The sequence below is a fragment of the Lachnobacterium bovis DSM 14045 genome, assembly GCF_900107245.1.
GTDB classification, from domain to species: domain Bacteria; phylum Bacillota; class Clostridia; order Lachnospirales; family Lachnospiraceae; genus Roseburia; species Roseburia bovis.
This window is the reverse complement of sequence record NZ_FNPG01000010.1, coordinates 17,255-33,605: the sequence shown is the minus strand read 5'-3', so window position 1 is coordinate 33,605 and position 16,351 is coordinate 17,255. Positions and strand designations below refer to the sequence as shown.

At 31.3% G+C, this 16,351-nt stretch carries 9 protein-coding genes; all 9 read left to right on the top strand.

Annotated elements, in window-relative coordinates; all coding sequences use genetic code 11:
* Positions 1–49: 49 nt before the first annotated feature.
* The 9 genes from BLV79_RS04775 to BLV79_RS04735 all read left to right on the top strand — a co-directional run bounded on the left by BLV79_RS04775 (position 50) and on the right by BLV79_RS04735 (position 16,336).
* A complete protein-coding gene (locus BLV79_RS04775) occupies positions 50–2,668 on the top strand; it encodes an N-acetylmuramoyl-L-alanine amidase (protein WP_074716654.1) in 2,619 nt (872 codons plus the stop codon).
* A gap of 5 nt (positions 2,669–2,673) precedes the next feature.
* Positions 2,674–4,536 carry a glucosaminidase domain-containing protein gene (locus tag BLV79_RS04770; RefSeq protein WP_074716652.1) on the top strand — a complete coding sequence of 621 codons (1,863 nt, stop codon included), beginning with the start codon at positions 2,674–2,676 and terminating at the stop codon, positions 4,534–4,536.
* A gap of 258 nt (positions 4,537–4,794) precedes the next feature.
* The gene (locus BLV79_RS04765) at positions 4,795–6,693 is read left to right on the top strand and encodes a transglutaminase domain-containing protein (RefSeq protein ID WP_074716650.1); all 1,899 of its coding nucleotides are present in this window, start codon (positions 4,795–4,797) and stop codon (positions 6,691–6,693) included.
* A gap of 256 nt (positions 6,694–6,949) precedes the next feature.
* The gene (locus tag BLV79_RS04760) at positions 6,950–8,029 is read left to right on the top strand and encodes a hypothetical protein (RefSeq protein ID WP_074716647.1); all 1,080 of its coding nucleotides are present in this window, start codon (positions 6,950–6,952) and stop codon (positions 8,027–8,029) included.
* 164 nt (positions 8,030–8,193) lie between these two features.
* Positions 8,194–10,197 (top strand): DUF7657 domain-containing protein, encoded by a 2,004-nt coding sequence (locus tag BLV79_RS04755; RefSeq protein ID WP_074716644.1) that lies wholly within the window; start codon positions 8,194–8,196, stop codon positions 10,195–10,197.
* A gap of 94 nt (positions 10,198–10,291) precedes the next feature.
* Positions 10,292–11,599: a hypothetical protein gene (locus BLV79_RS04750; protein WP_074716641.1), complete on the top strand. Its 1,308-nt coding sequence runs from the start codon at positions 10,292–10,294 to the stop codon at positions 11,597–11,599.
* A 296-nt stretch (positions 11,600–11,895) separates the two neighbouring features.
* Positions 11,896–13,812 (top strand): L,D-transpeptidase, encoded by a 1,917-nt coding sequence (locus BLV79_RS04745; protein WP_074716639.1) that lies wholly within the window; start codon positions 11,896–11,898, stop codon positions 13,810–13,812.
* 260 nt (positions 13,813–14,072) lie between these two features.
* Positions 14,073–15,839, top strand: a complete 1,767-nt coding sequence (locus BLV79_RS04740; RefSeq protein WP_074716637.1) for a glycosyltransferase family 2 protein — start codon at positions 14,073–14,075, stop codon at positions 15,837–15,839.
* A 20-nt stretch (positions 15,840–15,859) separates the two neighbouring features.
* Complete coding sequence (locus BLV79_RS04735) at positions 15,860–16,336, top strand: GtrA family protein (RefSeq protein ID WP_242871431.1); 477 nt, start codon at positions 15,860–15,862, stop codon at positions 16,334–16,336.
* Positions 16,337–16,351: the final 15 nt, after the last annotated feature.

Below are 16,351 nucleotides of genomic sequence, written 5' to 3'. Positions count from 1 at the left end.
TCATCCACGCAGCAGGGGATAGCTAAAAACTATACGAAAGAAGGGAATGATGAAAAAAATGAAAAAAAGATTATTAAAAGTAAGTTCTTTACTTTTAACATTGTCTCTTGGTGCAACATTTGCATGGTATGAGAATTCAGACAGCAATGTGAATAGTGGACAGTTAAAGAAGCAAGTTAAAGAACAAGCGGCTAATTTTGTGACAACGAATAATGAGGCATATAAGGATATAAAAAAGGCAGCAGATGATGAATCATCTGAACCCCCAATTGCCAATATGAATATGGGCACAAAAGTAGACAATTCAAACAAAGAAGTTAGTAATAATGCTAACAATAATGCTACAAGCAGCGTTACTAACAAAGTGACAAATAACGTTGTTACGATGGATGAAGATGGAAATACTATAACAACAAATAGCATCGAGGAGGCATTAAAGGATGCTGATCAGAATTTAGATAAATATACTCTAAATCCTAATGAAAGCAAACTTCAAACCTTCAAGAAAACTTATCAAGCTAACAAAAACATAGTAATAGTCTTAGATCCAGGTCATGATGCTGTTCATGGAGGAACAGGCGCAGGCGGCGTACCTGAAGCTGAAATCAACTTAGATATTGCATTAGCTTGTCGTGATGAGTTAAGAAAGTATTCAGGAGTAACGGTCTATATGACAAGAGAGACGGCAGCATGTCCTCATCCAGGTACTTCTTCAGGTGATGATAATTATAGAAGAGTACAGTATGCAAAGAGAGTTGGAGCAACAGCATATATTGCATTACATTGTAATATGTCATCAAATACTAATGCCAATGGAGCTGAGGTCTATTGCCCAAATAGAGGATTAAATCCGACAATTGGACAAATTGGATATGACTTAGCCAGATATTCAGTACAGGAATTAGCAGCATTAGGACTTCGTAATGGTGGAGTTCATACTAGAGATTCAGAGACAAATACAAGATACGCAGATGGCTCACTAGCTGATTATTATGCTGTTATTAAAAACAGTAAGTTAAATGGTTTTCCAGGAATTATCATTGAACATGGATATCAATCAAACGCATACGATATGAATAATTTCTTAAGACCAAAATCAGGTAGAACAAGAGTAGGTATAGCTGATGCAACTGCAATTGCTAAGTATTATGGTTTGACTAAAGGTTTAACATATGACGGAGTTGATATGAAACCTGTATTCAACAAAGACTATTATGCACAGCATAATCCAGATGTTGCTAAGGCACTTGGAAATGATGAAATGGCATTATTTAGACATTTCATTGATAATGGAATGAAAGAAAGAAGACAGGCCAGTGCTAACTTTGATGTTAAATCATATGTTAACGAATATTGCGATTTGAGAAATTCATTTGGGCAAGATTGGAGCAAGTATTACAAGCATTTTGCTCAATTCGGAAGTCGTGAAGGTAGACATGGTACTGGATGCAGTACTAGAAAAGGATATGTAACTGTCTATAATGGTAAGGATTATTCAAAAGTATACAATGGCGCATATTACGCAGATCATAATTCAGATCTTAAGAGTGCATTTGGCACAGATGATTTGAAGCTGATTGAACATTTCGTTAATAATGGAATGAAAGAAGGAAGACGCGCAAGCGAGAACTTCGATGTTCATTCATATAAGAATGCAAACTCTGATTTAAGAGATAGTTTCGGAGATGATTGGACAAAATACTTTGAACATTATTGTAGAATAGGATACAAAGAAGGAAGAACAGCAAAAGACTGTGATAAGGTTTTAAGAACTACAACATATAATGGAGTAGATTATTCTAGAGTCTATAACTATGATTACTATGTAAGTAAATATCCAGATTTAAAACGCGCCTTTGGTGATGATGACCTTAAGACATTACAGCATTTTGTTAATTATGGAATTAATGAGAAGCGTCAGGCAAGTGATAATTTTGATATTCAATCATATATTAATGCCAATAAGGACCTTAGATTAGCGTTTAGAAAAGATTGGAAAGCATATGTAAAACATTATATGAGCAATGGTTATAAAGAAGGAAGAACTACTACAAATTGTAGTGAAGTAAAAGATCCAATTACAACATATAATGGAGTAGATTATTCTAAAGTTTATAGTTTTAAAGATTACACTTCATTATATCCTGATATTCAAAGAGCATTTGGAAATGATGATGTTGGAGCAATCGAGCACTTTGTAAACAATGGTATGAATGAAAGACGTCAGGCAATTTCTACATTTGATGTTGTATCATACAAGAATGCAAATGCTGATTTAAGAGCAGCATTTGGAAATGATATGAAGAAGTACTATATGCATTATATTAATAATGGATATAAAGAGAATAGAAAGACAACAGATTGCAAAACAGTTCAGAATCCTGTAACTGTATACAAAGGAGTCGACTATTCTGCAGTTTACGATTATGACTATTATGTGACAAATAATAAGGATGTAATGAATGCATTTGGCGGAGATGACCTATTAACTCTTGAACATTTTGTAAAATGCGGAATGAGAGAGGGACGTCAGGCTAGTGCAACATTTAACGTTCACACTTATGCAAACAATTATGCTGATTTAAGAGCAGCATTTGGTAATGATTTAACTAAATATTATATGCACTACATAAACAATGGAAAAAACGAAAATAGAAAGGGAGTATAAATACTTTGAAGAATTTTAAAAGAAAACTATTTAGTATTTTACTAGTCTTTACTTGTTTAGTTTCAGCTATGTTTATGAACGGCTCAACCGAAGTAGTTAAGGCCAATTTATCAGACAACCTATATCCGATAATGGGAAGTTCAAGTGTTACAATTAATCAGATGATTAATTATTATGAAAAACATGCGAAGTACCCAGCAGATTATCAGAGATCGGATGCACCAACTATTTATCATTTTTGTAAGATTTATATGGAAGAATGTGATGCTGAAGGCGTAAAGACAGAAGTTGCTTTCGCACAAGCAATGAATGAAACAGGATTCTTAAGATATGGTGGAGATGTTCATCGTGATCAATATAATTTTGCAGGAATAGGTGCAACAGGTGGTGGAAACCCAGGAAACAGATTCAGTAGTGTAAGGGAAGGTGTAAGAGCTCAAGTTCAGCATCTTAAGGCTTATGCTTCTACTCAAAGGATTAGAAATCCAAAGGTTGATCCAAGATATGATTATGTATATTCAAAAGATAAACCTAAAGCTCCATACGTGCAATGGTTAGGAATTCAAGAAAACCCATATCATCAAGGATGGGCAGCAGCATCAAGATATGGATATACATTAGTTGATCGTTATATAGCAGAGATGCTAGGAATATCTACATTTAGTACTTGGTATAATGGTTTGAATTATGCAGCAGTATATGAACCAGGTTACTATAAGATTCATAACCCAGATGCATCAAGAGCATTTGGTGGCAATTCAGATTCACTTATCAGACATTTCATTAATAATGGAATGAGTGAGGGAAGACAAGCAAATGCTTCATTTGATGTAAAGGCGTATATGAATCGATACGTGGATTTAAGAAATGCATTTGGCGATGATTTAAAGAGTTATTATATGCATTATATTAATTCAGGTAAAAAAGAAAACAGAAATGCTCTTGATTGTCCTACAAGACAGGGCGGAGGAGTGACAAAATACGCTGGAAAAGACTATTCAGCTGTATATAATTATGAGTACTATATTCAAAATAATCCGGATGTTAAGAATGCCTTCAAAGATGATGACATTGCAGTATTAAAACATTTTATTAATAATGGAATGAAAGAAGGCAGAAAAGCAAGTCCTAATTTTGATTTAGTCTCATATAAAAATGCAAATGCTGATTTAAGAGTAGCATTTCAAAATGATAAACAAAAGTATTACTTACATTACATTTCATACGGAAGAAGAGAAGGTAGAAAAACAACAGGAGTAACAACATTACTTAATCCTGTAACAAAGTATGAAGGTAAAGATTATTCAGCGGTTTATAATTATGATTATTATATAAGTCATAATCCAGATGTAGCAAAAGCATTTCCAAATGATGATGTTTCTGTACTAAAACATTTCATCAATTATGGAATGAGTGAAGGACGTCAGGCAAGCGAAAGTTTTGATTTGGCCTCATATAAAAATGCTTATAGAGATTTAAGAAATGCATTTGGTAATGATAAGAAAAAATATTATATGCATTATATCAATAACGGAAAGAGTGAAGGTAGAAAAGCAACAGGAGTAACAAGCTTACAGGATGGAGTTACTACTCTTGATGGAGTTGATTATTCATTGATTTACAATTATGACTATTATGTAAGTCAAAATCCAGATGTAGCAAAAGCGTTTCCAAATGATGATGAAGCAGTGCTTAGACACTTTGTAAACAACGGAATGAAAGAAGGAAGAGCTTCAAGTGAATCCTTTAACCTTAGCGTTTATAAAGAGAATAATGAAGATTTAAGAGCTGCTTTTGGAGATGACGATGCTCAGTATTATATGCATTATTTGAGATTTGGTCATAATGAAAACAGAAAATGTGTTTAGTTTTAAGCTGACAAAATGAGTAAATTAAGTAATATGGCTAAATAATAAAGTTTAACATAAATACCGACTTTTACAGTTAGATTACAATTCTAATTAGTGGGGGTCGGTATTTTTTTATTCGAGTTGTAAAGGCTTATATACGCTAACGTCTTCATATAATTTTATTGATAATGCAATAAAGTTGTTAAAAATGAATATAAAATACGATATACTAATATAGGTGATTAATTTGTAAGTAAAAAGACAAGGAGTGGCAAAATGAAAAATGTAATGGAACTTTTTGGAAAAAAGCTAGGTATGCTTTTATTTGCATTTTTTATGCTGTTATTTATTGGATGTGGAGTAAATGCCAATAAAGTTATGGCTGCAGAAAATGAAAGCGGATACAAGCAACCTACATTTGAAAAAGTAGACAACTTAAAGGATTACCTTGCTCCAGAGGATAAAGATGAAAATGGATATGGAGATTTTGGAGCACACTACTATGCAGATCCTTATTGGTCAAAGTTTGGTACTAGAACGTATTATAACAAACTTAATTCAGAAGAAAGAAAGCTATATGACGGTTTATATCAAAAATGTGATGAAGTCTTAAATAGTGCCAATAATTGTGTTGTAGTTGGAAGAAGTTATAGTGTTGGATTAGTATCCTATGATGCAAGTAAAGTTAGTGAAAGCAGAGCACAGGATATAGCGGTTATTTTTACGCTGGATAATCCACAGTTTTTCTTTTTAAATAATAGCTATACGTATGGAGATTATGGTGGAAATACTAAAATAATAACGCCAAATGTCTACAGTGATTTTGCAAATGGTCAAGTTAGAAACAATGCCAAGCAGGCCTTTAAAGCGCAGTTAGATAGTTGGTATTCAATAGCAAAGGCGTATCCAACCAAAATACAAAAATTAAGAAAACTAGAGACTTTGATTGATGAAAGCGTAACATATGTCAACACTGATAAAGATCAGAGCGCGTATAGTGCAGTCGTAGAAAAAAGATCAGTATGCTCAGGTTACTCAAAAGCGTTCGAGATGTTAAGTAATGCTATGGGAATAGAGTCCGTATGTTTGACAAGTAGTACACATCAGTGGGCAGTAGTTAATATGACCATGGGATGGTATGATGTAGACGTAACTTGGGATGATGATAGCAGAAATGACAATGTGGCAAGTTCAGCATCATATTTCTTGGTGCCAGCTATTGGAGGAAGAGAACACAGCGTACAAAGTATGTGGAATGGATTAGCACCAACAAGAAATGGATCGTCTGTATTTTATGCACCAGTGTATTCGTTTAGTTCATACGAAAGATATAATGTTGATGTAGCTAATGCGTATGGATGGAATGAAGGTGCAGTATTAGATCATTTTTTGTTTAACGGAATGAATGAACAAAGAATGGGTGAAGCATCATTTGACGTAAAAATATACAGACAAAATTATTCAGATTTAAGAAAAGCATTTGGAAATAATTATCCATTATACTATGAACATTTCTTATGCTTCGGAAGACGAGAAGGTCGTAATGCTACTTCTTTGATACCGAGAGAAAAGGTTACTAGTGTAGGTGGAGTTGATTATTCAGCTGTATATAATCCAGATTATTATCTTAATAATAATCCAGATTTGAGGAGAGCTTTTGGAGATGACGATATTGCACTTTTAAATCATTTTGTTGCATTTGGAATGAGAGAAGGAAGACAGGCAAAAATAGATTTTAATGTAATTTCGTATAAAAATGAATATCCAGATTTAAGAAGAGCATTTAAAAACGATTTGCCAAGATATTATAAGCACTATATAAGCAACGGAAAACGAGAAAATCGTCACACAACTGGAAAAGAAGATAGAATTGTTGGTGGAATGACAGTTCTAGATGGCAGAGATTATAGTGCTGTATATGATGTTAATGAATATCGAAATAAATATGAGGATTTAAGAAAAGCATTTGGATATGACGATGAGGCTCTTCTTAGACATTTTGTTGATTTCGGAATGAAAGAAGGTCGTCAGGCAAAATCAACATTTAACGTTGAGATTTACAAAGATAACTACGAAGATTTAAGACGAGCATTTAGAAATAATAATAAAGAGTATTATCTTCATTACCTAAATTTTGGAATTAAAGAAGGAAGAATTGCACGTAGAAAAATATAATTCTTTTATAAAAATCATAAAGAATTAATATCAATAATATAAAGAAATATAAAATCTCTATCTATTTTATAAACAAATGGATAGAGATTTTTTTAAATAATTAATAACGTATAAAGGCATCCTTAATTCTATATAAAGTTTATAAATACAGTAATTAAAAAAACTTATGATTCGATATAGAGAGTGAATTCAATGTTACATAAATAAGTTATATAAATTTATAACTTTATGTTTTTTTAAACTAAGGAGGAATAATATGATTAATAGGACGTTTAAGAAAAAAGTTTTTGGGGTGGTTATGGCGATGAGCCTTGTTGTACCTGTAGTTGCTCCATCTGTAGCAGTTAAAGCTGATGACACAAGTATATCGACAGCTGTTGTAAAACATCAAACAGTTTATGCAGGAGTAGATTATTCGCCAGTATATGATTATAGTTATTATACGAAAAACAATGTCGACGTTGCTATGGCATTCCCAGGAGACGAAGAAAAAGTTCTAAAACACTTTGTAGAGTTTGGTATGAGTGAAGGACGCCAAGCAAATACAGATTTCGTTGTTACAGGATATAAAAACAGATATGGTGATTTAAGAGCTGCATTCGGAAATGATTTAGAAAAATACTATAGACATTATCTAGACTATGGTGTAGATGAGAAACGTGATGGAAGTGCATGTGATACCGTTCAGAATCCTATAACAAAATACAAAGGAATCGATTATAAATTAGTATATAATTATGCTACTTATAAAGGCAACTATGAGGATTTGGCTAAAGCATTTAAAGATGATGATGTTGCATATCTAAAACATTTTGTAGAGTTTGGTATGAATGAAGGAAGAGATGCAATAGCAACAGCAACATTTAGCATTAAATCTTACAAGAATGCAAATGATGATTTAAGAAAAGCTTTTGGTAATAATTTGAAACAATACTATATGCACTATATCTATTATGGAAATAAAGAAAATCGTATAGTAACTGGTAAAGATAATGAAATCGTAAATCCAGTGACAGAGTATAATGGCGTAGATTATGCAGATGTATTTGATGCAAATTACTATCGTAATAAATATCTTGATTTAGAGTTAGCATTTAATTTTGATGATCAGGCGTTATTAGAGCATTTTGTAAATATGGGAATGGCAGAAGGACGCCAAGGAAGTGAATACTTTAATGTAAAAGATTATAGAAACAATTATGAAGATTTAAGAAAAGCATTTGGATCTGATTTAAAGAAATACTATTTGCACTATATTAATTATGGAAAAGATGAAGAAAGAACTGCTGTAGGTTCTATTTCAGCAACTCCACCAGCAGGAAACGAAGGCGAATAGGGATAAAGAATCACCAATATACTTAAGCATCTAAATGCTTAAGTGAATGAAATAAAAACTCCATCCGTTTAAAGCGGATGGAGTTTTTTTGTGCATTATTTAGACAAAGTGTTATAATAAAATTTGGTATGAAAAAAATGGGTATAAAGAAGGGTAAAAGGAAAATGAAAAAGAAACTAAACGAATTAACAGAAATAATAAAAAATATCGGATCACTTATAATAAAATACCGATGGTTATTGGCATTGTGTGTATTTGTATTTTGCGTTGCATTAAAAATACATGGAACGTCAATTGGAGTCTATGATGTGATTTTTCCAACTAAAATAAGTGAAGATGCTGCACAAAAGTATAATGTTGCAGGACATTTTCGACCAGTTCGAGGAGATGAACTTGCAGTACATACGCCAACGTATTTTTCACAGTATTACAATGGATATAAAAAATATAGTCATCAAATGTCAGTTGGTAAAACCAACATGATATTAGATTATTATGCACCAGTGAAGGATATTACAGTATTATGTAAACCATTTAATATAGGATATATTCTGTTTGGAAACGAAAGAGGTTTAAGTTTTTATTGGTGTAGCCAAATGATAATGTTGTTTATGGCGGCTTTTGAAATGTTTTATATTTTAACAAAAAAAGATTCATTATTGTCTATAGTAGGTATGTGTATGATAGGTTTTTCTCCAGCAATGCAGTGGTGGATGATTCCGCATATGCCTATAGTTTTTATCTATGCAATGATATTGTTTGATTTAGGTTATTATATGTTTACATATAAAAATAAAAAAATGCAATGGTTGTTTACGGTAATGGAAGGATTTTTGGCCGTGGGGTTTGCATTATCAATTTTCCCATCATGCCAAATTGTAACTGGCCTAGTAGCAGTAGTCTTATTAGTAGTTTGCTTAATTCGTGATAGGACTGAATGTGGTATAGTTGAAGGCATGGATAAGAATGAAATAAAAAAGAATATAATTAATGCTGTAATAAAAGCAGCAGTAGCAGGTACTATAGCAATAGGTATTTTGCTTTGGTTTGTTATAACTTCAAGAGAAGATTTAAGATTATTAACGAATACTGTATATCCTGGTAAGAGGGTTGTTTTAGGTCATAATGCGACTTTGAAAGATTTATTTACAGAATTAAGATCGTTAACATTAGCGTTTAGAGATACAAATATTTTGAATAATTCAGAAATAGCTACATTTATTCATTTTACACCATTGTTCTTGGTTATTTTCCCTAGTTTGGCTAGAAGACTAAGAAATGAAAAGAACAATAAAAAAAATATGGATTTATTAGTAGGAAAGGCTTTGTTTATTTCTCTACTTGTAGAAATAGCTTTCATGGGCTTGGGATTTTCTCCACGATTAGCTAAGTTAACATTATTTAGTTACGTTAATAGAATGCAGATGGGGTACGGATTTACAGGAGTTATATTTAATATATGGTGTATTGATATGTTATGGAAACAAAAAGCAATGTATAAAAAATGGCAATTGATACTATTACCTGTAATATATGCGATAACATACGAAATGATGATAACAATAGATTTGAGAGAATATCTAAGAGAACGTTATTTGTGTATAGAAATAGTGATAATGTCAGTTATTGTAGCTTTTGCAATAATGAAATATAAAAAATTATTTGCATTGGGAATGTGTTCAGTTATGATATTTGCAGGAGCTTTTGTTAATCCAATTTGTAGAGGAATTGCACCAATTACCAATCATCCAATAAGTAGATTTATTAATGAAACATCAAGAAAAGATCCAAATTCTTATTGGATTGTTGCCGATAAGTCTGTTCAAATTGCAAATTTTGCGATGGCGAATGGTGCAAAGAGTCTTACATCAACTAATTTTTATCCAGATTATGCTAAGTGGAATGTCTTAGACAAAAGTGGTAAAAAAGAAGAAGTGTATAACAGATATTTAAATCATAGTATGCTTTTGACAAATGGTAAAACAAATATGCATATTCTTACTCCGGATTCTGTGAGAGTAAACGTAAATCCAAAAGATTTGTTAAAGCTTAATGTGAAATACGTTATGACAAAACCTCAAAATGAAAAGATACTAAAAAAAGCAAATATTCGATATAAAAAGCTTTTTTATGAAGACGGATATGCCATATACAAGATTGAAAAATAAAAGTTCAATAAAAAATGAAATTTCTTAGTAATAATATAAATTCTACCGATATAAAATCTGTGTAAAAAATAAACAGTTTTTTGGGAGGTAGATAATGAAAAGAATACAAAACATAAGGAATGCAGTTCTGAGAAAAATCGTAGTAGCTGTAATTGTATTTGGAATTTATTGTTTGTTTGGAACAATTCAGGTGAGTGCAACTACAAAAGATAATGCAAATTTAGATAAGACATCTGTATCACGAGATGCATATTATGGAGGAGTAAATTATGCTCCAGTATTCGATTACGAATACTATATTGATCGCTATGCAGATATAAATCGTTGCTTTGCTAATAATCCAGAGGGTGCGCTTAATCATTATGTTACTATGGGTATAGATGAAGGTAGACAAGCAAGTGCAAATTTTGATATTACGTCGTATAGATATGCAAATCAGGATTTGAGACTTGCATTTGGAAAGTATAATAAAGGTTATGTTGAGCATTATTTAAAATTTGGAATCCATGAAAATAGACGGACAACAAATGTTGATAAAATTACTGATCCTGTAACAAAATATAATGGGATAGATTATAGATTAGTTTATGACTATGAATATTATAAAGATCATAATCCAGATTTGGTTGGCGTATTTGCAGATGATGATGTTGACTATATCAAACATTTTGCTACATTTGGAGTTAATGAATTTAGATATGCAAGTGCTTCGTTTGAAGCAAGTTCATACAGAAATGCATATCGTGATTTAAGAAGAGCCTTTGGAAACAATTACAAAATGTATTATTTACACTACATTAACAACGGTTGTTATGAATATCGTGATAAAGTAGTAGGAATATCAGAATTATTAGATGCAGTTACAGTTTATAATGGTATAGATTATTCGGATGTATACGATTATTATTTTTATGTTAATAAGTATCCTGATATAAGAGACGCATTTGGAAACAATGATTGTGCTGTTTTAGAACATTTTATTCATTACGGAATGTATGAAAGAAGACAAGCTAATCAAAAATTTGATGTAGTATCTTATAGAAAAAAATACCAGGATTTAAGAGTAGCATTCGGATGCAATATGCCAGAGTACTACTATCATTATATTAATTATGGCAAAGCTGAGAAAAGAGTATGTATTGGAGTGTATACGCTTCAAAATCCATTGACAATTTATTATGGCGTTGATTTATCAGAAGTTTACGATTATTATTATTACGTTTCTCATAACAGATATTTGTTACGGGAGTATGATGAAGATGATGATTATGCAATGCTTAAACATTTTGCACTAGAGGCAATGCCACAAAATAAGCCAGGAAAAGAAAACTACGACCAGAAGAGATATGAAGAATTAAGAGAAACATTAATGTATCGTTTGTTACCACCACTTGCGCAATAATAGTTTGAAATAGATTAGAGCTTTTATTGATATGAAAGAAAATAGAAAAGTTTAGAAATAGAATAATACCGATCACATGAGCTTAATTGAAAGCTATTTATTATTTTTGTGAAAAAACAATAATTGAATGGCTCGATAATAAAGTTGTTGTAGATCGGTATTTTTATATATAACCAAAAAATAAAATCTTTATTAAAAACAATAAAAAATAAACTAAATTTCATAAACTCCTCCGATATAGCTACTATAAATAGATATAAAGAATGTTTATTAATAAATAGTTGTGGAGGTATCAAATGCATAGGAAGAAGAACATAAGGAATGAAGTGATTAGAACAATTCTAATGGCAGCGGTCGTATTTGGAGTTAGTAGTATTGTCGGAGTTAGAGTTCAAGCTGAAGAAAGCCAGATAACAGAAAATCAAGTAAAAGAAAATCAAGTAACAGAAAATGAGTTAGAAGAAAATCAAAGTAAAGAAAGTCAAACAGAAGAGAATACACAAGAATCGCAGCCATCTCAAAACACTAAAGAGTCAAAAGTAGAATATAATACTTCATCAAATTCTAGTAACAATGACGATGAAGAAGACCCTGGTCCGGTTGGTCCAGGTACAGCAGCATTGCCAGAAATGGCCCATGTCTATGAAGGAATAGATTATTATCCAGTATATGATTTTTATTATTATACTAGTCAGTATTCTGATATAAAAAGAGTATTTGGAAATGATCCAGAAGGCGCATTAAAACATTATGTTACCTTTGGAATTAAAGAAGGAAGACAAGCAACTTCTTCTTTTGATATAAAATCATATAGAAATGCAAATCCTGATTTGAGAAGTGAATTTGAATATGATAATAAAAAATATGTGCTCCATTTTATAAGAAACGGAAATTATGAAGGTAGGATAACAAATGGCGTAGACACAATAAGAAATCCAATTACCAAACTTAGAGGAAAAGATTATAAATCAGTATATGATTATGAGTATTACAAAAGCAATAATCCTGATGTTTATAAGGCATACGGGGACGATGATATAGCTTTGCTAAAACATTTTATTGAATTTGGAATGCGCGAAGAGAGACAAGCAAAAGAAGATTTTGATGAAAAATCATATAGGTATGCAAATGCAGACTTAAGATGGGCATTTAAAGCAGATAAAACGAAGTATTATAATCATTTTATAAAATATGGTTATAAAGAAGGACGAGTAACAACAGGTGTAACTGAGTTAAAAAATGTCATTACAAAAGCAGATGGCGTAGATTATTCTTCAGTATATAATTTCAAGTATTATATTCAAAGTTATCCAGATTTAAAGAATGCATTTGGAACTGAAGATGACGCTAGTGCATTAGATCATTTTCTAAAATATGGAATGAGAGAACGAAGAAAAGGCAATGAAAACTTTGAAGTTAATTCTTACAGATACCAGTACAGAGATTTGAGACTCGCTTTTAAAAATAATTTCCCATCGTATTATCGTCATTATATACAACATGGTAGATATGAAAATAGAAATACAAAGGGAGTTACAAGTTTACAGAACCCTGTAACAATTTACGGAGGAATAGAGTTAGCGCCAATTTACGATTATTATTATTATGCTTCGCATTATCCGGATTTAATTAATGCATATGGGGATGATGATGTTTCATTACTTGAGCACTTTGGTGGAATCGGAATAATAGAAGGCAGAGTAGCCAAAGACCAATATGATCAAGCATTGTATGCAGATGTAAAAGAAAGATTGCATCCAACTCCACCTCCACCACCTCCTGTTGTTGCAACAGATTCAATGTTTTATGTGGCACAAAAATATAGTAGTCCATCTCAATATCTTATCCTTGTAGACAGATCAAGACATCAAGTTGGTATTTTTAGTGGTTCAAAAGGAAGATGGGGAGAAGTAGATTATTTCTTATGCGGAGATGGTAAAGCTTCAACACCAACGGTAGAAGGACTATTCCATATTATCAATAAGAAACCTTATTTCGATTCAGGATCAGCAAGATGTTGGTATGCAACACGAATTTATAAAGGATATTTATTCCATTCAGTATTATATACTCAGACATCTACCCCATCACGCATTAAGGATGGCCGACTAGGTGTTGGAGTTTCGCATGGTTGTGTAAGACTTGATATTAATAAAGCAAAATGGATCTATGATAATATTCCAATTGGAACAACAGTAGTAATTTATAGTTAATAAAAAAATGAATGTTTAATATAAAAAAATAATATTAATAAGAAAGATAGGGCACACTCTATAGAATAGAGAGTGCCCTTTGATTATTTTATATGAATTTTAGTTGATAGAACTACATAAGGTATTTTTTTGATGAAAAATATATACAATTTATGTTATAATTATATTTGTTGTGAATTACGTTGAAGGGTTAGTACAGCATAATTTTCAATAATAATGACTATGAAATGATTTAAAAGATAGGTTAGTAGGGAGAAAAAATGAATTATAAAACACTTGAGTTTAAATTCAAAAAGGCCAACTTTTTGTATGCAAAGTACGGTTTGAATGGAACTGTAAAAAAGATATTAAACAAGAAGAAAACATATGAAACATATAATGAATGGTTTTTAGATAGAGCCGTATCAGTTAAAGAGTTAGAAAAACAATGTAAAATGTCATTAAAGATGTTGAATAAACCATCAATAGAGGTTGTAATATTGCCAGGCAGTGATGATGCTACAGATTATAAAGCAATAGTTTCACTTGAAAATCAAACATATTCTGAATGGAAAGGTATTATTTTAGAAAAAGAGTCAAATAAAAAAAGGTATAACATTAATTATGAAAATGTTGGCGATTTTGAAAAAATGATACTAGATAAGCAGATAAATATTTCTGAACAAATCCAAAATATTGTAAGAGCCACAGATGCAGATATTGTATTATTTACTAGATTAGATCAGGAAATAGAACCAAATTATTTATATGAAATGGTAGATAATTACATGAACGAGACATTTGAAGTGTATTATACTGATGCGGATTGTATAAAAGATGGTGTTCATTATGCACCGGACTTTAAGCCAGATTACAGTATAGATATGCTTAGAAGTTGTAATTATATAGGAGAAACATTTGCAGTAAGTAAGTCATTACTTATGAATGCAGAAATATTCTATGATTTGAAATTAGATAGAGTTGAATCAAATATTTATAGTTTACTTTTGCAAGCCTGTGAAAGTGCAAGAGCAATAAAACATTGTCCAAAAGTTTTGGTACATAGCACAGAAAAGAATGTCGATATAAATGCCGTTTTATTTGAAGAAAAAGCAGTATTAGAGAGACATTTAGAAAGAATAGAACAGGCAGCAGACGTGACTGTTAATGAAAAATATAAAGTGTTAGATTTGAAATACAAATTAAATGAACATCCATTAGTATCCATTTTGATTCCTAATAAGGATCAAGTTGAAACATTAGCAAGATGTATAGAATCTATTGAAAAATCTACATACGACAATTATGAAGTTATTATAATAGAAAATAATAGTACAGATGAGAAAACCTTTGAGTATTACGAAGAACTTAAGAAAAAAGGTATAAAGGTCGTAGTATGGCAGAGTATATTTAATTATTCTGCAATTAATAATTTCGGAGCATCATATGCCAAAGGTGAATATTTAGTATTATTAAACAATGATATTGAAATTACATCCCCTGATTGGATGGAAAGAATGCTAGGCAATTGTATGAGAGCTGGCGTTGGAATAGTTGGCGCTCATTTGTATTATCCTGATAAGACTGTGCAGCATGCTGGAATTGTAGTAGGTTTAGGCGGAGTTGCTCAGAATTTATATCCTGGATTAGATGGAAAAGTTGGTGGATATAATAATAGAGTATTTACACAACAAAACTATAGTGCAATTACAGCGGCTATGTGTATGGTATCGCGCAAGATATTTGATTCTGTAGGTGGCCTAGAAGAAAAGTTACAAGTCGCATTTAATGATGTTGATTTTTGTTTAAAAGTGGCCAAGGCGGGATATTGGAACGTATATGATCCAAATGTAACTGCATTACATTATGAGTCTAAGAGCCGAGGCAAAGAAGATACACCAGAGAAAAAACTTAGATTTGCTGGTGAAATTGCTTATATGCAAGAAAAATGGAGAAAAATTTTAATAGAGGGAGATCCATTTTATAATATTAATTTATCAATGGCGAGACCAGATTTTGCATTAGACGGAATAGAAAAAGCCTTATAATGTTTGAAAGGAAAAAGAAAATGGACATTGAAAAAAATAATAATTATATGAAAGAAGATATATTTGATAAGATAATGTCTTTGCCTGTGCTGAATATATTTAATCCATTTTATAAAAAAAATAAGGAAATATTATTGTATTTATTTTTTGGTGGCCTTAGTTTTATAGTAAGTGTTGCAACATATGCATTGTTTAACGTTCCTATGAAAATGGATGCATTAATTGCAAATGTTTTATCATGGATAATTACAGTTATGTTTGCTTTTTTAACTAATAGAGTTTGGGTATTTGCGTCACCAACTGATAATATTAAAGATTTTATGAAGCAAATGTTATCTTTTTATTCTGGACGAATTATTACGCTGGTTATTGAAGAAACAATATTGTTAGTATTTATCAATATGTTAGGCTTTGGAAGTTTATTAGTGAAGATAGTAGCACAAGTAGTGGTTATTCTATTGAATTATGTAATTAGTAAACTATTTATTTTTAAGTAGAGTATGAGATTAAGG